The following is an 18,369-nucleotide window of genomic DNA, read 5'->3' as shown; positions in this document are numbered from 1 at the left end:
AGCAAAAAAAGGAGGAGCACGTATGTCAAATCCCGTACAGCATCAGGCTCAGTCCAGCTTGTCTCCGCTGGAACTCGGCATCAGGGCTTGCCAATCCATCATGGAAACGTATTCGCCGGAGATGCTTCCGCCTGCAGGGCGGTGGCATTATCATCAAGGTGTGTTTCTGGTTGGAATGTCGCAATTATGGAAGCTTAGCCGCGAGCAGAAGTATCTGAAATATATCAAAGGATATGTGGATCATCTGGTTGATGTGAGCGGCAATCTGCTGCTGGAGCGGGGGGAGCTCGATTCCGTTCAAGCGGGATTGCTTCTGATGGAGCTTGACTCGGTATTCCCAGAGACTCGCTATAGGGCAGCAGCCGATAAGCTGCTGCGTCTGCTGTCTACACTGAATCGGACCACGGAGGGCGGATATTGGCATAAGGATCGTTATGCCTATCAGATGTGGTTGGACGGGTTGTATATGGGCGGGGTATTCACCATGAAATACGCGGAGCAGTATAAAGTGCCGCCATTATTTGACGATGTGCTGTTTCAGGAGCGGTTGATGCGTTCCCATACAAAGGATGAGACAACGGGATTATACTATCATGCTTGGGATGAGAGCCGAACGATGCCATGGGCAGATCCGGTTAGCGGACAGTCACCGGAAATTTGGGGACGCGCTCTGGGATGGTATGCGCTATCCCTTGTGGAGTTCCTCGATTTATTGCCTGAGGACCACTCAGGGCGTGAGGACCTGGCACCAGTACTTCGCGATTTGTGTGCAGCGCTTGTGCGCTATCAGGATCCGGTAACGGGATTATGGCATCAAGTGCTGGATAAAGGGAATGAGCCGGATAATTGGCTGGAAACTTCCTGCTCCAGTTTGTTCATTTATACATTAGCCAAGGGAGTACGTCTCGGTTATCTCGACCCCTCCATGCTGTCGCATGCACGCCAAGGTTATAACGGCCTCGTTCATTCCGTATATTACAATGAGCTGGGGCATCTGGTTATGCCCAGGATCTGCATAGGCACCGGGGTTGGAGATTACCGGCATTATGTGGAGAGGCAGCAATGCGAGAATGATCTTCACGGCGTGGGTGCGCTTGTCATGGCGTGTGTAGAACTTAGCAGAAGCCAGGGGTAGTTATCGCTGAATCATATTCTAGCGCCAAGAGCCGTTCCGACTTAGGAATGGCTCTATTTGTGTTGAAATGAGACGCTGCCTTCGGTTGGCATTGGGGAATAGGTGCATAGGAAACTGGCAGGCTTGTCATAATAACGTTAGCGAGGCTTGTTAAACCACAAGAGAAAGGTAGAGCACAGCATGAAAAACTCAAGAATCTGGATTCTGATAAGCATTGCGATTCTGTTATCTGCGGCAGTCTTCGCACAGGGAAGGCTAAAAGCTGATGACAACACGAATCTTCAGGAAGCTTTACCAACCTTCAGTCAGCAGACCATTAAATTCGGCTCGACTGGCGAAGATGTGTATGAGCTGCAAGGGCGTCTTAAGTACCTGGGCTTTTATCACGGGAAGATTGACAGTGTATTTGGTTCCAAGACTCAAGGGGCCGTCAAATGGTTCCAATCGGAGTTCGGTATGAAGGTGGATGGCGTTGTCGGTCCGAAGGTCAAGCTTAAACTGTACAATGCAACCAAGGATTTCCGTCCAACCGCTCCCAAGCTTCACGAAGGCGGAGCAGCTGCTGGTGCAGGCGGCAACGGCGGTTCAGCGAACAACGGGGGCACCAATAACAACCTAGCCTCTTCGAATACAATGGGGCTTTCCGAGAATGATTTGAGAATTATGGCGAATGCCGTATATGGCGAAGCTCGCGGAGAGCCGTTTGAAGGTCAGGTTGCGGTAGCGGCTGTCATTATCAACCGGGTGAAATCGCCAAGTTTTCCAAACTCCCCTCATGGGGTTATATTTGAACCGAGAGCATTTACCGCGGTGGCTGACGGTCAAATATGGCTTGAGCCGAACGAGCAAGCTCGAAAAGCTGTAGAGCAGGCACTGAACGGCTGGGATCCGACAGGGGGCTGTCTCTACTACTTCAACCCGAAAACAGCTACCTCGGAATGGATCTGGACGCGTCCTCAAGTCAAAACCATTGGCCAGCATATCTTCTGTATGTAAGCCGTTAATTAGAGCAACCGGGGCCTGTCTTCGGTTGCTTCTTCACTTTGCGATGGGTTAGAATGAAAGTTAATTATGAAGTAAATTATGGCAACGACAATCCATGATGTAAGGGGATATGGACCTTGACGAAAACGGAATTTGAACACGGAACAGCCGGAGGGATACGGATTCACGTTCTCCCGACGAACCGATTCAAGACATTTGCGATATCGCTTTACGCCGGAAGTCCGTTAGCAGAAGATACGGTGACATCCACGGCGCTCACTCCTTTTGTACTGCGAAGAGGAACGGTTTCCTACCCGGAAACAAGGGCTTTCCGCGAGCAGCTGGAGCAGCTGTACGGCGCCGGATTTGGTTTTGATGTATATAAGCGGGGCGATTATCAAATCGTGCACTTCCGTATGGATACGATTAATGATTCTTTTGTAAAAAGTCCCGAGAGTCTGCTGCGCTCCTCATTTGCCTTCCTGGGAGAAGCCTTTACCGAGCCCGTGCTGGAGAACGGCGTATTTCGCAAATCCTATGTACAAACCGAGCGTGACACGGTTCGCAAAAAGCTGGAATCTATCGTTAATGATAAAATTCGTTATGCTGCGGAGCGCTGTATTGAGGTGATGTGCAAGAATGAGCCGTATCGGCTGCATCCGCTGGGCGAACGGAAGGATCTGGACGGAATAACCCCGGAAGGACTGTATGAGTCCTATCAGAATTGGCTCAATGAATCCGTTCTGGATCTGTATGTGGTCGGAGATACGAGTCTTGATGAGGTCAAAAAGCTCGTAGAAGAGCATTTTAAACTCAACCGCACGGGAAGCAAGGACTATGTTCCTTCTTCCACGCGGACCGCCGCGAGCGGGACGCAGACGGTTGTAGAGAAGCTTGAGATAAATCAGGGCAAACTCAATATGGGGCTTAGAAGCACCATTACTTACGGAGATGACGAGTACGCAGCCGCGCTGTTGTATAACGGAATCTTGGGCGGATACCCGCATTCGAAGCTGTTTGTCAACGTGAGGGAGAAGGAGAGCCTGGCCTATTATGCCTCTTCCCGCTATGACGGTCATAAAGGGATTGCTACCATTCAGTCCGGGATCGAGGTTCAGAATTTCGAGAAGGCTGTAGAGATTATTCGCCAGCAGCTCGATGACATGGCCAAGGGTGCCATCACCGATATCGAGATGTCGCAGACCAAGGCGATGATTCGGAATGTCATTAAAGAAATGCAGGATTCGGCCTTTGAGATGATTGCCTATGATTTCAACCGCACGCTGTCGGGCCGTGAACGTACGCCGGATGAGCTGCTGAATCAGGTGGAGGGCATTTCAGTGGAAGATGTGAAGCAGGCAGCTTCGGCATTTTCCCTGGATACGATCTATTTCCTGAAAGGCCAAAAGGAGGAGTAGCCGGTGGAGAGCATTCATTATGACAACCTGCAGGAGACGCTGTATTACGAAGTGATGGATAATGGTCTGCATGTGTATGTGCTGCCTAAACCCGGCTTTCAGAAGACCTATGCGACTTTTGCAACCAAATACGGTTCCGTGGATAACCATTTCAAGGTCGAAGGCGAGTCTGAGACGCAGGTGCCGGACGGCATAGCGCATTTCCTTGAGCACAAAATGTTCGAGGAGCCGGAGGGTGATATTTTTGCCAAGTTTGCGTCCAACGGCGCTTCCGCGAACGCTTTCACAAGTTTTGACCAGACGGTATATCTCTTCTCTGCAACGGAGAACATCCATGAAAATTTGGAGACCTTGATCGATTTCGTTCAGAATCCTTATTTTACGGATCAGAACGTGGAGAAGGAAAAAGGCATCATCGGGCAGGAAATCAACATGTACCAGGACAATCCCGATTGGCGTGTGTATTTCGGCTTAATTGAAGCGATGTACAAGGTGCATCCGGTGCACATTGATATCGCCGGTACGGTGGAATCCATCGGAACGATTACGAAGGAAGACCTGTATACGTGCTACAATGCTTTCTATCACCCGAGCAACATGCTGTTGTTTGTGGTTGGGGGCGTGGATCCTGAGGAAACGATGAACCTTGTCCGATCGAATCAGGCGGGAAAATCGTATGACAAGCAAGGCTCCATTGAGCGTATTTTTGATCCGGAGCCGCAGGGTGTCGAAGAGAAGCGCAGAGAGAGCCGCCTGGCCGTATCACTGCCGAAATGCCTGTTTGGCTTTAAGGAGAAGCAGGTCGGATTACCAGCTGAAGAGCAGCTGCACCGCGATTTGACCACGAAGCTGATGATGGATCTCTTGTTTGGCTCCAGCACCGAGTTGTATCAGAAGCTGTATGATGAGGATTTGATTTCGGACAGTTTTGGCCATGAATACAACAGTGCGCCGCAATATGCATTCTCTGCAGTTGGCGGTGATACCAAGGATCCGGATCAGCTGCTCGCGCGCATTCGCACAGAGGTGGATAAACTGAAAGCAAGCGGATTCCAGAAATCGGATTTTGAACGGGCCCGCAAAAAGAAAATGGGCGGTTATTTACGGATGCTCAATTCTCCGGAGAACATCGCCCATGAATTTACACGCTATCAGTTCCGTGGAGCGGATCTCTTCAAGGTTCTGCCGGTTTATGAGTCCATTACGGTAGACGATGTTAACCGTCGGCTGCAAGAGCATGTCGACTGGGATCAACTGGCTGTATCCATTGTCGTGAGTCCGTAATGAAGCAAGACATGGGAAGAGAATTGAAGCCGATCGGGGAAATGACGGTACTGATTACGGGGGCGAGCAGAGGCATTGGGGCAGCCGTTGCGGAGCGCTTTGCCTCGGTTCGCATGAACGTGGTTATTCACTACATGAATTCGCATGAGGCGGCGAATGAAGTGGCCCGCCGCTGTATGTCTTACGGAGCGAAGGTGTTGACCGTATCGGCCGATCTTCGGGACAAAGAGCAAATACTCCGGATGAAGGAGAAACTTCAGAGTCATAACATGGAGCCGGATATCCTGGTCAATAATGCTGGTGTATCCCATTACGGGCTGCTGTCTGACGCCACGGAAGAACAGTGGGACACCTTGATGTCGATTAACCTGAAGGGGATGTTTCTGTGCTCTCAGGCGTTCATGGGACGCATGATTTCCCAGCGGTTCGGCAGGATCATTAATGTATCCTCGATCTGGGGGCTGTCGGGTGCATCTTGCGAGGTGTTGTATTCCACAAGCAAAGGCGGCGTAAATGCCTTCACGAAGGCGCTGGCGAAGGAGCTTGCTCCTTCCGGCGTTACGGTGAATGCCGTTGCGCCCGGTGCGGTGGATACATCGATGCTGGGACATCTGGATTCGGATGAAATCCGCATGCTGGAAGAGGAGATTCCAATCGGCAGGCTGGCACAGCCTGATGAGATTTCCTCGCTGGTATATTTTTTGGCGCTGCCTGAGTCGGGATACATCACCGGCCAAGTGATCAGTCCGAACGGCGGCTGGGTGACTTGATATTCGTTCGTGGTGCAATTCACCACTCATAAGGTTCTGGTTACGGGGACATATTACTATTGTTACTTTAAATCTGATTGCCACCATGCAAAAGGAGGATTTAATTCATGTCATCCGTAATCAAAAACTTTGATTCCTGGAAGAAATTTCTGGGAGAGCGCGTCGTTCAAGCCGAAAAAGCAGGTATGAGCGAAGACACGATTTCTCAGCTGGCTTTTGAGATCGGCGACTTCCTGGATGAGAAGGTAGACCCGCAAAACTCATCCAACCGGGCACTGAAAGAATTGTGGGACGTAGGTAACGAGGAAGAACGCCACGTTATCGCCCGTCTGATGGTGAGATTGGCCAAGAACAACGCATAACCCACATCCAAAAAGCCCCCCGATAACGGGGGCTTTTTGTCAAGAAAAAAGAATGTAATTTTCATGTTACCGTTAATACTTGCCTTTCATTTTTATTTTATATATCATTAACGTGATCCATTTTTAATTTGACCTGTTTTTGCGTGCATTTTTAGCTGGAATTTGTCGAATATTGATGGAAAAGAAGTGCAAAGAGGTGTCTTTGTGGAATCGAATCAATGGTACATGGAATACAAGATACATAAGAACCGGCCAGGTTTGCTCGGTGATATTGCATCTGTGCTCGGTATGCTTGAAGTGAACATCCTGACAATTAACGGCGTCGAAGGCCAAACCCGAGGTATGCTCCTTGAGACGGATGATGAAGAGAAAATCATTCTGATGGGCAAAATGCTGAACAAGATGAAAAATATTACGGTAACAGCCTTGAGACCCCCTAAACTGGTCGATATTTTGGCTGTCCGACATGGACGATATATTGACCGGGACTCGGATGATCGTAAAACTTTCCGTTTTACACGCGATGAGCTCGGTTTACTTGTTGACTTTTTGGGTGAATTGTTCAAAAGGGAAGGAAATCAGGTCATCGGTCTTCGCGGGATGCCCCGCGTCGGCAAAACGGAGTCCATTATTGCAGGCAGTGTCTGTGCGATGAAACGCTGGACGTTTGTTTCCTCTACGCTGCTTCGGCAAACGATTCGCAGTCAGCTGTCCGAGGATGAGATGAATTCAAACAATATTTTTATCATTGACGGGATTGTCAGCACTATCCGTTCGAACGAGCGCCATTATCAGCTCTTACAGGATATTATGGGGATGGATAGCACGAAGGTGATTGAGCATCCGGACATTTTTGTTCGTGAATCCGAATATTCCTATGAGGATTTCGATATTATAATCGAATTGCGAAACAATCCGGATGAGGAAATCGTTTATGATACGTTCACGGGTTCTTATAGTGACGATTTATAATATTTTTTTGACCACGAAATTCTAAAGTAGGAGGTGATGGCATGTCCGAACTGGGACAGCAATTAAGGGAGGCGCGTCTACAAAAAGGAATGAGCCTTGATGACGTGCAGGAAATGACAAAAATACGCAAGCGATACTTGGAAGCCATCGAGGCAGGGGATTACAAAGTACTTCCCGGCAGTTTTTACGTGCGGGCATTCATCAAAACCTATGCAGAAGCGGTGGGGATTGACCCGGACGAACTGCTTGAAGGACATAAACAGGACGTTCCCAAATCAGAACCGGAAGCGACAATGGAGCCGGTTATTCAAAAGCGTGCCAGCAGACCTTCAGCCGAACGGAACATGAAATGGCTGCCGACGCTGCTGATGTGGACGTTTCCGATTCTGATCGTCGTTGTCATTTATTTGGTAGCGATCAATTCGAATGAGCCCAAAGATGAAAACCCGCCGGTAAGCAACAACGACCAATCTCAGACCGATCCAGGACAGAATTCGCAAAACCCGGATACCACGACGCCAGGTGATGGAGCACAAGGCGGAGAGAACAACCCGGGTGATACGCCTGGCGAGGGTACGGACGGTGAAGGAACGGAAACGGACGGCACTGAGGGTACGGATGGTACGGATACAGATGTACCGGGGAATACAACGCCTGGGGAAACGACGGTGACGCAGGACCGGACGGAAGGCAAGAACACCGTATTCAAAGTAACAGGTTCTGCGGTTAAGGTGGACATTACGGCCACCAGTGACGGAAAGAGCTGGGTAGAGGTATACCGCGGCAACAACGCCTCCGGCGAGAAATTGGCTTTCCAAATGCTTGAGAACGGAGCTGCGCTCAGCTTCGAACTGGACAGCCAGGGATTGTACGTGAAATCGGGCAATTCCGCTGCAACCACCATCACGGTTGGCGGTCAGCCTGTAACGGATGGAAAAACGACTTCCCGCATCGTGCTGGAGTCCGCGGATGGTTCCGCTGACACCACAGGCGGGGAATAATTCCCTTTACTCCAGGAGATCATAACAGCATGCAGCTGCATGCTGTTATTTCACTTCCTGAAAGAGGTGAGGCCATCTTGACGGTCAACTGGATTGTATTCGGATTAGGCGTTATTGTCAGCCTCTTGGGTTACTATCTAATTCCGAGTGACTGGGGATATGGCATATTAGGCTTTGGATTGGCTCATATATTACTCGGCATCCTGAGTATGTTCCGCCGTCCGGTGCGTGATGAGCAAGCTAGCAATTGACGGAGCAGGCTTCGTTGTCACCAGATGGTTGGTGATGAACGAAGTCTTTTTCGTTCCTGTATACATAAGACATGCATTGTACATGATTAGACTTGGCTCGGAGTTTTACCTATAATAGAAGCAATATGATTGATGAAAGGAAGGATTCACCATGGCTTCAGAAAATTCATTTGATATCGTATCCAAGATGGATATGCAGGAACTTACAAACGCGGTTAATCAGACGGAGCGGGAGATTGAGAACCGGTTTGACTTCAAGGGCAGCAAGAGCAGCTTGAAGATTGACAAGGAAGCACTGGTCATTGCATCTGACGATGAGTATAAACTCAACGCAGTAATTGATATTTTGCAAACCAAGATGGTTAAACGCGGATTGTCGCTTAAAAATGTGGAGTACGGGAAGATTGAGCCGGCCTCTATGGGTACCGTTAGACAGCGCTTGACCTTGAAACAGGGAATAGATCAGGAAAACTCTAAAAAAATCAACATTTTGATCCGTGATTCCAAACTGAAAGTAAAGAGTCAGATTCAAGGGGATCAAATTCGGGTAACCGGAAAAAACAAGGACGATCTTCAGCAGATCATGCAGCTGCTTCGTAAAGCAGATCTTACGCTGGACCTCCAATTTACCAATTTTAAATAAGCGCGCGCCTTATAGGGTAAAGGCTTGAATGCGAATTGAATGGCAGGTTTGTTTCTTTTGACAGGGTGTCAACTGAAATATTATACTAAAACACGATATATAAGGATTAACGTATACATAGATTACTGGGGGATGAATATGACAGACAGCGATTCACGCTTCAAACCCTTTAGGCTCTTGGGAAGAGCGACCCTGTTGAATTGCGGCAGTTTAACTGCTGCGGGGTCTGCCAAGTTAGCTAGACAACCCGTTGCAAGGGAGGTTGCCCCATGAATTTACCCAATCGTATTACGTTGGCCCGGATTTGCTTGATTCCTGTCATGATGATTTTTCTGCTGGTGGATTTTGATTTTTACCCGGCCCCCATTGTGTGGAATGATTTTGTCCTGCCATATAACCAATTGATTGCGGCATTGATCTTTATACTTGCTGCGAGCACGGATGGGATTGACGGCTATTTGGCCCGAAAAAATAATATGGTGACTAACCTGGGAAAACTTCTTGATCCGCTGGCTGACAAACTGCTGGTGGCCGCCGTACTCATATCGCTCGTAGAGATGGGAAAATGCGAATCGTGGATTGCTGTTGTCATCATCAGCAGGGAATTCGCGGTTACCGGCTTGCGGCAGATTGCGCTTCTGGAGGGTTCCGTTGTTGCAGCAGGCCAATCGGGAAAAATCAAAACGGTGATTCAGATTGTGGCAATTGTTGCGCTTCTTATCAACAATTTCCCGTTTGTGTTTATGGGGATTCCGTTTGATGTCATTGCCATCTGGGCAGCTGCGATTATTACGCTATATTCGGGAATCGAATATTTTGTCCAGAACAGGCACCTTCTCAAAGGTACCGGGGCATAATAGCAATAGGAGCAATCCTATTGCTTTTTTCTTCCGTGAGCGTAAGAACATAATGAAGTTGAATAGAATGTGCAGATACAGTAGAGACAGCAGATACAGGAGGATCGACTAATCATGAAAGCAGAAATCATTGCAGTTGGTACAGAACTTCTGCTGGGACAGATCGTCAATACCAATGCCCAGTACTTGTCCAGAGAGCTTGCTTCAATGGGAATCGATGTGTACTATCAAACGGTTGTCGGGGATAACATGGAGAGGCTCAAGGAGGCCCTCAGGCTGTCCAGCGGCAGAGCTGATATCGTGCTTCTGTCCGGCGGCCTCGGACCTACACAGGATGATCTGACGAAGGATGCCTTAGCTTCCTATATGAACCGGTCGTTGCATATTGACCGGATGGCCATGGACCGGGTCGAACGTTTCTTCCATGACCGGGGATCTGTGATGACGGAGAATAATCGGCGTCAGGCTCTGGCCATCGAGGGAGGTACACCGCTTCCTAACGAGACGGGGCTTGCCGTGGGAAATGCTATTTCTTTTGAAGGCACTCATTATATTGTTTTGCCCGGACCGCCAAAAGAACTGATCCCGATGTTTGAGCAGGAGGCCAAGCCCTGGCTTCTTCAGCACGTCCTGACCGGCGAGCTCCCCATCTACTCGAAGATGCTCAAGTTCGCAGGCATTGGGGAATCCGCACTTGATCAGCGGCTGGAGGACCTGATAACCGCACAGACGGATCCGACCATCGCCTTGTATGCCAAGGAAGGGGAGGTTACGGTCCGGATCTCCACGAAGGCAGCGAGTGAGTCTGAGGCTATGGTCCGGCTGAATGAGCTGGAGACCAGAATTCAGGAGAGAGGTCCTGAGTTTATGTATGCCAACGAGGACGTGCCGATTGAGAAGGTCATTGTAGACCTTATGGCAGATCGAAGCTGGACGCTGAGCGCGGCCGAGAGTTGTACCGGAGGGCTCGTGGCAGAGGCGCTGACATCCATTCCCGGCAGTGCTTCGATGTTTCTGGGCGGAATCATCTGTTATACCAATCAGATCAAAGAGAAGCTTGTACATATCCCGCATGCGCTGCTTGAAGGTGATGATGCGCCGGGCGCTGTCAGTGCGGAGGTTGCCGAGGCGCTTGCGGATCATGTCCGGATGGTGACCGACAGTGATTTTGGTTTGTCGGTAACAGGTGTAGCAGGTCCAGGTTACGCCGAACGCAAGCCCGTTGGCCTTGTGTACATTGGATTGTCCGAACGGGGAAAAGAAACGGAAGTGCATGAGCTGCACCTGCAGGGCAACCGTGAGACGATCCGGCTCCGTGCAACCAAGGCGCTGCTGTATCGGCTTTGGCAGCGTCTCGTTGCCTCCAAGCGGGCCTAGCTTCCCCCTAAGCCGAAGGAAGCCGCTTTTGATAAAAAGTAAATTATTTACACCTGTCTTGGTAGCTGTTCTTGAATTGAAGAATGGTTCCGAGTATAATGTGAAGTACGGAAGAACCGTGGCATATCGAATGATATTGCTGCGGTTCTTCTTCTTTTTTACATAGGGTTCAGAGCATGGGAGGGAAGGAGCGCCGAATAAAAAAAACGAATGTATGTTCGAAAAAAAGCTTGGCAAACGTGTCAAAACAAGGTATGATATGACTATCAACAGTGAAGGGTTGTGGAACAATTGTCAGATCGTCGTGCTGCGCTGGAGATGGCGCTTCGTCAGATAGAGAAACAGTTCGGTAAAGGTTCCATCATGAAACTGGGTGAGTCCACCCATATGCAGGTAGAGATTGTGCCAAGTGGATCGTTGGCGTTGGATATAGCTTTAGGAACCGGCGGTTTGCCTAAAGGCCGGATTATTGAAGTATATGGACCGGAATCCTCCGGTAAAACAACAGTAGCCCTCCATGCTATTGCTGAAGTTCAGAAGGCTGGCGGACAAGCTGCATTTATCGATGCCGAGCATGCCTTGGATCCATCGTATGCAAGCAAACTGGGTGTTAATATTGATGAATTGCTGCTCTCCCAACCGGATACGGGTGAACAGGGGCTTGAAATTGCGGAAGCATTGGTACGCAGTGGTGCCGTAGATATTATTGTTATTGACTCGGTTGCTGCGCTTGTGCCGAAAGCTGAAATTGAAGGCGATATGGGTGATTCCCACGTGGGTCTGCAAGCTCGTCTGATGTCTCAGGCTCTTCGTAAATTGTCGGGTGCCATCAATAAGTCGAAAACGATTACCATCTTTATCAACCAGCTTCGTGAGAAGGTTGGTGTTATGTTCGGTAACCCTGAGACTACTCCGGGCGGACGTGCTCTGAAGTTCTATTCCACGGTTCGTTTGGACGTGCGCCGGATTGAGAGCATCAAGATGGGTAACGATGTGGTGGGTAACCGCACACGGATTAAGGTTGTTAAGAACAAGGTAGCGCCGCCTTTCAAACAGGCTGAGCTAGATATTATGTACGGTGAGGGCATCTCTAGAGAGGGAAGCCTGATTGATATCGGAACGGAACTGGATATCGTAGACAAGAGTGGTGCGTGGTATTCTTATTCTGGCGACCGTCTGGGTCAAGGACGTGAGAATGCGAAGCAATTCTTGAAGGAGCATCCGGAAATCGCGAGTGTAATCGAGAATAAAATCCGTGAAGCAAGCAACCTGACCACGGCTGTTCCTGAGCCTTCCGCTGAGGATAAGGAACAAGATGAAATAGAAGAGCAGGAATTGTTTAAGGTAGAGTAGTAATTACGGTTTGAGCTTTTACAGTGTTGAGGACTGTCCGGTGTTTGTAACGCCTGACGGTCTTCTTTGCATTTAACTTAATCGAGGAATCGCTCGGATATTTTTGCCGGGATATTGATGCTGAAGTGAAAGGAGCGTTTATGAAAGAAGAGAATATGGGAGTGTCTGAAGAGGAGGAAACTTCAGGTATTGGACATTTTCCCGATAATGAGGATCTGATCGTAACTTCGGTCGAGATGCTGAGAAAGCCCAAACACCGCTATCAGATCGCATTTGGGCCTTATCAGATGACCGTTCATGAGGACGTTATGCTGAAATACCGTTTGTTGAAGGGCAATGTTTTTCGCAAGGAGGAACTGCAGGAAATTATTGTTGCAGATGAACGGCAGCGCGCTTACGTAGAGGCGCTGAATCATCTGTCCCGAAAACCCAGAACGGCTAAGGAAATTTCACAGCGTCTGCAGCAAAAAGGCTTTGAGCAGAATAGTGTAGAAACAACCTTGGAGCGCTTGGAGAAGGATAACCTCGTAGATGATGCGCTCTATGCCAAGATGTGGGCGGAACAGCGAATGACGAGCCATAAGAAGGGAAGATTGTGGGTTAAGCAGGAACTGAGGCAAAAGGGAATAGGCACTGAGCTTATATCAGAGGCGTTGGGCGAGATTAGCGCGGATGCGGAACTTGAGAGTGCGCTGACGGTCGGGAGGAAAAAATGGCAGCAAACCCATGGCGAGCTGCTGGATCGCAAACGTAAAACGGGCGCCTATTTAATGCGGCGTGGGTTTGGTGGAGAACAGGTACGGCAGGTACTTAAACTTCTGATTGAAGAGGATCAGCAACAAGGCGAGTGGGACGAAGAGCTGGATGACTTCGAATAAAAGGCAGCCATTATGCAGAACTTCGCAAAAGAATTTGGTTCCACTGGATGAAACTGACGTTTACCCATTGCTTTCCCTTGACAATATCTTTTTATAAATACTAAAATAAATATGAATCTTTTATCATAAATTAGAAACCTTTTTCCTTCCAAAAAAGTGACTACTTTGTGAAAGATTCTTATAACGCCAATTCATAGTGAAATGTATTCCGCTGTTCATGGTGGAATTTGCGAACGTTAATGGGACGTGCGCAGTATGGACGGCAGGTTCTGCCGGAAAATTTTATGTATGAATGAGTAAACTGACAATTGAACATTTCCCAAGGAATGCCTTGGAGGAAACAACGAGGAGGTGAAACAGATGCTGGATACATGGATCTGGATCATAATCGTTCTCGCTGTAGCCGCTATATTCTTTGGGTTCGGTTATTTTATTCGCAAATCCCTTGCAGAAGCTAAAATTTCCAGTGCCGAGCATGCCGCTTTGCAGATCGTTGAGAGTGCGAAGAAGGAAGCAGAGGCATTGAAGAAAGAAACGGTTCTTGAAGCAAAAGATGAAGTTCATAAAATCAGAGCCGAAGCTGAAAAAGACACTCGTGAGCGCCGTAATGAAATTCAACGGCAGGAACGCAGATTGTTGCAAAAGGAAGAGTCGCTGGATAAAAAAATAGAATCTTTGGAACGTAAAGAAGAACAAGTGGCGAACAAAGAGAAACGAATAGAAGAGACCCAGCAGCAAATCGACGCTATTTACAAGAAACAAACTACAGAACTGGAGCGTATCTCCAACCTTACGATGGAGGATGCCCGCAGTATCATTCTCAGCAATGTCGAGCAAGAGGTTCGTCATGAAACCGCTCAAATGATTAAAGAAATTGAGCAGCAGGCGAAAGAAGAGGCTGACAAAAAATCACGGGAGATCATCACGCTGGCTATCCAACGCTGTGCGGCTGATCATGTGGCAGAGACAACGGTTTCTGTTGTCACCTTGCCGAACGAAGAAATGAAGGGCCGGATCATCGGACGTGAAGGCCGGAATATCCGTGCGCTTGAAACCCTTACAGGGATTGACCTTATTATCGATGATACTCCGGAAGCTGTTATTCTCTCCGGGTTTGATCCGATTCGCCGTGAAATTGCCCGTACAGCTTTGGAAAAGCTCGTGGCGGACGGACGGATTCATCCGGCTCGTATCGAAGAAATGGTGGAGAAATCCCGCAAGGAAGTGGACGAACGCATTCGCGAGTATGGAGAACAAGCCACATTCGAAGTTGGCGTGCACGGTTTGCATCCAGATTTGATCAAAATTCTGGGCCGACTGAAGTTCCGTACAAGCTATGGACAAAATGTGTTGAAACATTCCATGGAAGTGGCCTACTTGACTGGCCTAATGGCCGGCGAATTGGGCGAAGACATCGTGCTTGCGAAACGGGCAGGACTGTTGCATGACATCGGTAAAGCGCTGGATCATGAAGTGGAAGGATCGCACGTTGAAATCGGCGTGGAGCTGGCGAAGAAATACAAGGAACATCCGGTGGTTATCAACAGCATTGCCTCTCACCACGGTGATTGTGAAGCAACCTCGGTTATTGCCATGCTGGTTGGCGCAGCTGACGCATTGTCCGCAGCCAGACCGGGAGCGCGCAGAGAGACACTTGAGACGTATATCCGACGCCTTGAGAAGCTCGAAGAAATTTCCGAATCCTTTGAAGGCGTTGAGAAATCGTACGCCATTCAAGCGGGACGTGAAGTTCGCGTTATGGTACAGCCTGAGAAGATCGATGATGCCGAAGCATTCCGCTTGGCACGCGACATTACCAAAACCATTGAGAATGAACTGGATTATCCAGGTCATATCAAAGTCACCGTTATCCGGGAGACCCGTGCGGTGGATTACGCAAAATAGAGTTTGGACCTTAAAAAGTGGCCGCAATTCGGCCACTTTTTATCTTTGAAGATATCAGATCGGAAAGTGGCTGATATCCATAAAACCGGGAACGCTCCTGCTGGAGCAGGACAGGATTCCCTCGTTAAGGAGTGATTGACATCAAAGTACTATTCATCGGTGATATTGTCGGCAGTACAGGGCGCAAAGCGCTGAAAGAATCGCTGCCAGAGCTGAAGTCCAAATATAATCCTCACATCATCATTGCCAATGGCGAGAACGCGGCTTCGGGACGCGGCATTACCTCGGCCATTGCCAATGAGTTTTTCAATTGGGGCATCCATGGCATCACCTTGGGAAATCACACGTGGGATAACAAGGATATTTTTGAGTTTATCGACGATGAACCGCGTTTGATTCGCCCGGCGAATTTTCCGCCTGGAACACCTGGACGGGGATATACGGTTATTAAAGCAAACGGCAAACAATTGGCCATTGTGAACCTGCAGGGAAGAACATTCCTGCCAGCCATCGATTGTCCATTCCGTGCAGCCGATGAAATTGTAGATGAGTTGCGCCAGAAGAACAAATGCATTCTTGTGGACTTCCATGCCGAGGCGACCTCTGAGAAAATTACCATGGGTTGGCATTTGGAAGGGCGGGCTTCCATGGTGGTTGGAACTCACACGCATGTGCAAAGCAATGACGATACGATACTGCCGGGTGGAACTGCCTACATTACGGATACCGGCATGGTAGGCTCCAAGGAAGGGGTACTCGGCATGCAGCGCGATGCGGTGATGTACAAGTTCAAAACCCAGCTTCCTGCTCGTTTCCAGGTCGATGAAGGCAAGTGGCAGTTCCATGCTGTATGCGTTGATATGGATGAAGAAACAGGGAAAGCCCACAAGATACAAAAAATACGTATGTACGAAGACGAATGGCGGATGGATTAAAAACCGTAAAATTCGTTTAATTAAATTAGGTACGAATGGAAAAAAGCAGGAATTTTTTCCCCTCTCACGAATAACATCTAGTAAGCGGAAGCAAACCATCACTCAACATTCCCAGGGGAGGTACTTACCATGGAAGTATTAAAAGTTTCAGCAAAATCCAATCCTAATTCAGTTGCAGGGGCGCTCGCTGGAGTTCTTCGGGAGCGGGGCGGAGCGGAACTGCAAGCGATTGGGGCGGGAGCACTGAACCAGGCCATTAAAGCGGTAGCGATTGCCCGGGGATTTGTAGCACCGAGCGGGGTGGATCTGATTTGCATCCCTGCTTTTACGGATATTGTGATTGATGGCGAAGACCGGACGGCGATTAAATTGATCGTAGAACCTAGATAAATTTCGGAGGTATTAGCCTGTTTACTCTCTTTTGCGTAAACAGGCTTTTTGCTGTGACACATTGGAAGGAGATGAGCCCGCGATGCGGACAGTTGATTTTCACTGTGATGCCCTGAGTAAAATGTGGGAAGATCCCAAAGCTTCCTTTGTTGATGATCGGCATTTGGATGTTACGCTGCAGCGTATGGAGGAAGGGGATCTTGCGCTTCAGGTATTCGCTGTTTTTTTATCGGAAAAATACGGACGTCCTTCATTTGTAGCGGGTACGTGGCGCAAATCGATACGTATCGCAGCCGCATTGTGAATCCAGGTCATCTCAAACCGCTGCTCTGGCAAGAACAGGTCCAGGAGATCAGAGAAAGCTATCATAGCCGTTTTGGTGTTTTGTCGCTGGAAGGTGTGGACGGGCTGGAGGGCAATTTGCATTACGTTAAGCTCTGTTATGACCTGGGTGTACGCTTTATGGGGATTACGTGGAACTATGCCAACTGGGCTGCGGACGGGGCGTTAGAGCAGCGGAATGGTGGATTTACGGAACGAGGGCGGCAGCTGGTGGAGCTGTGTAATTCCACAGGCATTATTCTGGATGTTTCCCACCTGTCCCAGGCCGGCTTCTGGGAGCTAACCGAACTTACGCAGCGTCCCATCCTGGCCTCGCATTCCAATGCGTACTCCGTATGCAAGCATCCGCGGAATCTAAGCGATGAGCAGATTCGGGCTTTGATCGCTTTGGACGGAATGATCGGCATTACGTTTGTGCCTTGGTTCATTCGGAGTGATGCAGACCGAGTGAAGCCGGAGGACATCCTGCCCCATATTGAGAAGATTTGTGAGCTGGGCGGAGAGAAACACATGATGTTCGGTTCGGATTTTGACGGGATTGATCAGTGGATTGCGGGGCTTGAGCATCCGGGGAAATACCCAGACTTCCAGGAGCTGCTCCTCAAGCATTATCCTGAATCAATGGTGAAGGGCTGGATGTCTGATTATGCGCTCCGGTTTCTTGAACAGAATTTGCCTTGGGCTCCGTCCAAAGAGAAATAAAATTCGCATAACGCCCATGATTCAAAGATAACTTTGACAATCCTGTTGCAGATCATATGAGAAATGAGAAGAAGGCACCCAGAATCATCGGGCTGCCTTTTTATTTTTGGGTAATAGAGAGTATAATAGGTGATGGCACGTACAGCATATAGAGAAAAACAAGGAGTGAGAGACAGATGAGTAAAACTGTACCTGTGGGTGTATCCGCCCGCCATATTCATTTATCCCAGGAGCATATTGAGGCATTATTCGGCCCTGGATATCAGCTTACAGAATTCAAGCCTTTGTCCCAGCCAGGACAATTCGCAGCCAATGAAACGGTAGCGGTAATTGGAACGAAGGGACAATTCGATAAAGTAAGAATTTTGGGACCTGCGCGTCCTGCAACCCAGCTTGAGATTTCCCGTACGGATTCCTTTGCAATTGGTGTGAAAGCACCTGTGCGGGAGTCGGGGAATATCGCTGGAACACCTGGTATCACCATCAAAGGCCCAGCAGGCGAGGTAACGGTGGATGAGGGTGTTATTGTAGCCGCTCGTCATATTCATTTCCATACGTCCGATGCGGATCAGTGGGGTATTAAAGACAAGGATCTGCTTAAAGTGCGTCTTGGCGGTGAGCGTGGTCTTGTACTGGAAAATGTGATTGCTCGTGTATCCGATAACTTTGCGCTGGATATGCACATCGATACGGATGAAGCGAATGCGGCTGGTGCCAACAACGGAGATACTGCTGAAATTATTGACTAATCTATAACTTCAGTCAGGTTGAAGGAACAAACTGTATATGTCACGTATGTGCGCTTATAGG

18 protein-coding genes and 1 pseudogene are annotated in these 18,369 nt (G+C 48.9%); all 19 read left to right on the top strand.

The window, feature by feature from the left end; translation table 11 throughout:
* Positions 1-22 precede the first annotated feature (22 nt).
* The 19 genes and pseudogenes from PVOR_RS19945 to pduL all read left to right on the top strand — a co-directional run bounded on the left by PVOR_RS19945 (position 23) and on the right by pduL (position 18,308).
* Complete coding sequence (locus PVOR_RS19945) at positions 23-1,135, top strand: glycoside hydrolase family 88/105 protein (RefSeq protein WP_006211265.1); 1,113 nt, start codon at positions 23-25, stop codon at positions 1,133-1,135.
* 180 nt (positions 1,136-1,315) lie between these two features.
* The gene (gene sleB, locus PVOR_RS19940) at positions 1,316-2,131 is read left to right on the top strand and encodes a spore cortex-lytic enzyme (protein WP_006211264.1); all 816 of its coding nucleotides are present in this window, start codon (positions 1,316-1,318) and stop codon (positions 2,129-2,131) included.
* Positions 2,132-2,256: 125 nt separating this feature from the next.
* A complete protein-coding gene (yfmF, locus tag PVOR_RS19935; protein ID WP_006211263.1) occupies positions 2,257-3,537 on the top strand; it encodes an EF-P 5-aminopentanol modification-associated protein YfmF in 1,281 nt (426 codons plus the stop codon).
* 3 nt (positions 3,538-3,540) lie between these two features.
* The gene (yfmH, locus tag PVOR_RS19930) at positions 3,541-4,821 is read left to right on the top strand and encodes an EF-P 5-aminopentanol modification-associated protein YfmH (protein WP_006211262.1); all 1,281 of its coding nucleotides are present in this window, start codon (positions 3,541-3,543) and stop codon (positions 4,819-4,821) included.
* Positions 4,821-5,591 carry an elongation factor P 5-aminopentanone reductase gene (ymfI, locus tag PVOR_RS19925; RefSeq protein ID WP_006211261.1) on the top strand — a complete coding sequence of 257 codons (771 nt, stop codon included), beginning with the start codon at positions 4,821-4,823 and terminating at the stop codon, positions 5,589-5,591. Before yfmH ends, ymfI begins: the two co-directional genes overlap by 1 nt.
* Positions 5,592-5,698: 107 nt before the next feature.
* The gene (locus tag PVOR_RS19920) at positions 5,699-5,953 is read left to right on the top strand and encodes a DUF3243 domain-containing protein (protein ID WP_006211260.1); all 255 of its coding nucleotides are present in this window, start codon (positions 5,699-5,701) and stop codon (positions 5,951-5,953) included.
* 204 nt (positions 5,954-6,157) lie between these two features.
* Positions 6,158-6,925 (top strand): DUF3388 domain-containing protein, encoded by a 768-nt coding sequence (locus PVOR_RS19915; RefSeq protein ID WP_006211259.1) that lies wholly within the window; start codon positions 6,158-6,160, stop codon positions 6,923-6,925.
* A gap of 41 nt (positions 6,926-6,966) precedes the next feature.
* Positions 6,967-7,926, top strand: coding sequence for a helix-turn-helix domain-containing protein (locus PVOR_RS19910; RefSeq protein WP_006211258.1), 960 nt, complete (start codon positions 6,967-6,969; stop codon positions 7,924-7,926).
* A 77-nt stretch (positions 7,927-8,003) separates the two neighbouring features.
* Entirely contained in the window at positions 8,004-8,177 is a 174-nt protein-coding gene (locus PVOR_RS19905; protein ID WP_138917807.1) for a DUF4175 domain-containing protein, read from the top strand.
* Between the two features lie 151 nt (positions 8,178-8,328).
* A complete protein-coding gene (locus PVOR_RS19900) occupies positions 8,329-8,820 on the top strand; it encodes a YajQ family cyclic di-GMP-binding protein (protein ID WP_006211256.1) in 492 nt (163 codons plus the stop codon).
* Between the two features lie 269 nt (positions 8,821-9,089).
* A complete protein-coding gene (gene pgsA / locus PVOR_RS19895) occupies positions 9,090-9,677 on the top strand; it encodes a CDP-diacylglycerol--glycerol-3-phosphate 3-phosphatidyltransferase (RefSeq protein WP_006211255.1) in 588 nt (195 codons plus the stop codon).
* 114 nt (positions 9,678-9,791) lie between these two features.
* Complete coding sequence (locus PVOR_RS19890; protein WP_006211254.1) at positions 9,792-11,054, top strand: competence/damage-inducible protein A; 1,263 nt, start codon at positions 9,792-9,794, stop codon at positions 11,052-11,054.
* 291 nt (positions 11,055-11,345) lie between these two features.
* A complete protein-coding gene (gene recA, locus PVOR_RS19885; protein ID WP_006211253.1) occupies positions 11,346-12,407 on the top strand; it encodes a recombinase RecA in 1,062 nt (353 codons plus the stop codon).
* Positions 12,408-12,547: 140 nt separating this feature from the next.
* On the top strand, positions 12,548-13,285 hold the full coding sequence (locus tag PVOR_RS19880; protein ID WP_006211252.1) for a regulatory protein RecX: 738 nt from the start codon (positions 12,548-12,550) through the stop codon (positions 13,283-13,285).
* A gap of 363 nt (positions 13,286-13,648) precedes the next feature.
* Positions 13,649-15,190: a ribonuclease Y gene (gene rny / locus PVOR_RS19875; protein WP_036642458.1), complete on the top strand. Its 1,542-nt coding sequence runs from the start codon at positions 13,649-13,651 to the stop codon at positions 15,188-15,190.
* Between the two features lie 131 nt (positions 15,191-15,321).
* Positions 15,322-16,125: a TIGR00282 family metallophosphoesterase gene (locus tag PVOR_RS19870; RefSeq protein WP_006211250.1), complete on the top strand. Its 804-nt coding sequence runs from the start codon at positions 15,322-15,324 to the stop codon at positions 16,123-16,125.
* A 129-nt stretch (positions 16,126-16,254) separates the two neighbouring features.
* Positions 16,255-16,515, top strand: coding sequence for a stage V sporulation protein S (locus PVOR_RS19865; protein ID WP_006211249.1), 261 nt, complete (start codon positions 16,255-16,257; stop codon positions 16,513-16,515).
* A gap of 82 nt (positions 16,516-16,597) precedes the next feature.
* Positions 16,598-17,559, top strand: a pseudogene (locus tag PVOR_RS19860) (dipeptidase).
* Between the two features lie 176 nt (positions 17,560-17,735).
* Positions 17,736-18,308 carry a phosphate propanoyltransferase gene (gene pduL, locus PVOR_RS19855; protein ID WP_006211246.1) on the top strand — a complete coding sequence of 191 codons (573 nt, stop codon included), beginning with the start codon at positions 17,736-17,738 and terminating at the stop codon, positions 18,306-18,308.
* Positions 18,309-18,369 lie beyond the last annotated feature (61 nt).

Origin of the sequence: Paenibacillus vortex V453 (assembly GCF_000193415.1) — a bacterium.
In the GTDB taxonomy this organism is placed as follows: domain Bacteria; phylum Bacillota; class Bacilli; order Paenibacillales; family Paenibacillaceae; genus Paenibacillus_AQ; species Paenibacillus_AQ glucanolyticus.
This window is presented reverse-complemented; position numbering and strand designations above follow the sequence as displayed.

What these genes read in the sequence shown, in the direction of transcription:
- sleB (WP_006211264.1), top strand. Translation starts at nt 1,316, where the DNA reads ATGAAAAACTCAAGAATCTGGATTCTGATAAGCATTGCGATTCTGTTA.
- PVOR_RS19900 (WP_006211256.1), top strand. Translation starts at nt 8,329, where the DNA reads ATGGCTTCAGAAAATTCATTTGATATCGTATCCAAGATGGATATGCAG.
- PVOR_RS19910 (WP_006211258.1), top strand. Translation starts at nt 6,967, where the DNA reads ATGTCCGAACTGGGACAGCAATTAAGGGAGGCGCGTCTACAAAAAGGA.
- pgsA (WP_006211255.1), top strand. Translation starts at nt 9,090, where the DNA reads ATGAATTTACCCAATCGTATTACGTTGGCCCGGATTTGCTTGATTCCT.
- PVOR_RS19890 (WP_006211254.1), top strand. Translation starts at nt 9,792, where the DNA reads ATGAAAGCAGAAATCATTGCAGTTGGTACAGAACTTCTGCTGGGACAG.
- PVOR_RS19880 (WP_006211252.1), top strand. Translation starts at nt 12,548, where the DNA reads ATGAAAGAAGAGAATATGGGAGTGTCTGAAGAGGAGGAAACTTCAGGT.
- pduL (WP_006211246.1), top strand. Translation starts at nt 17,736, where the DNA reads ATGAGTAAAACTGTACCTGTGGGTGTATCCGCCCGCCATATTCATTTA.
- PVOR_RS19945 (WP_006211265.1), top strand. Translation starts at nt 23, where the DNA reads ATGTCAAATCCCGTACAGCATCAGGCTCAGTCCAGCTTGTCTCCGCTG.
- ymfI (WP_006211261.1), top strand. Translation starts at nt 4,821, where the DNA reads ATGAAGCAAGACATGGGAAGAGAATTGAAGCCGATCGGGGAAATGACG.
- PVOR_RS19920 (WP_006211260.1), top strand. Translation starts at nt 5,699, where the DNA reads ATGTCATCCGTAATCAAAAACTTTGATTCCTGGAAGAAATTTCTGGGA.
- PVOR_RS19865 (WP_006211249.1), top strand. Translation starts at nt 16,255, where the DNA reads ATGGAAGTATTAAAAGTTTCAGCAAAATCCAATCCTAATTCAGTTGCA.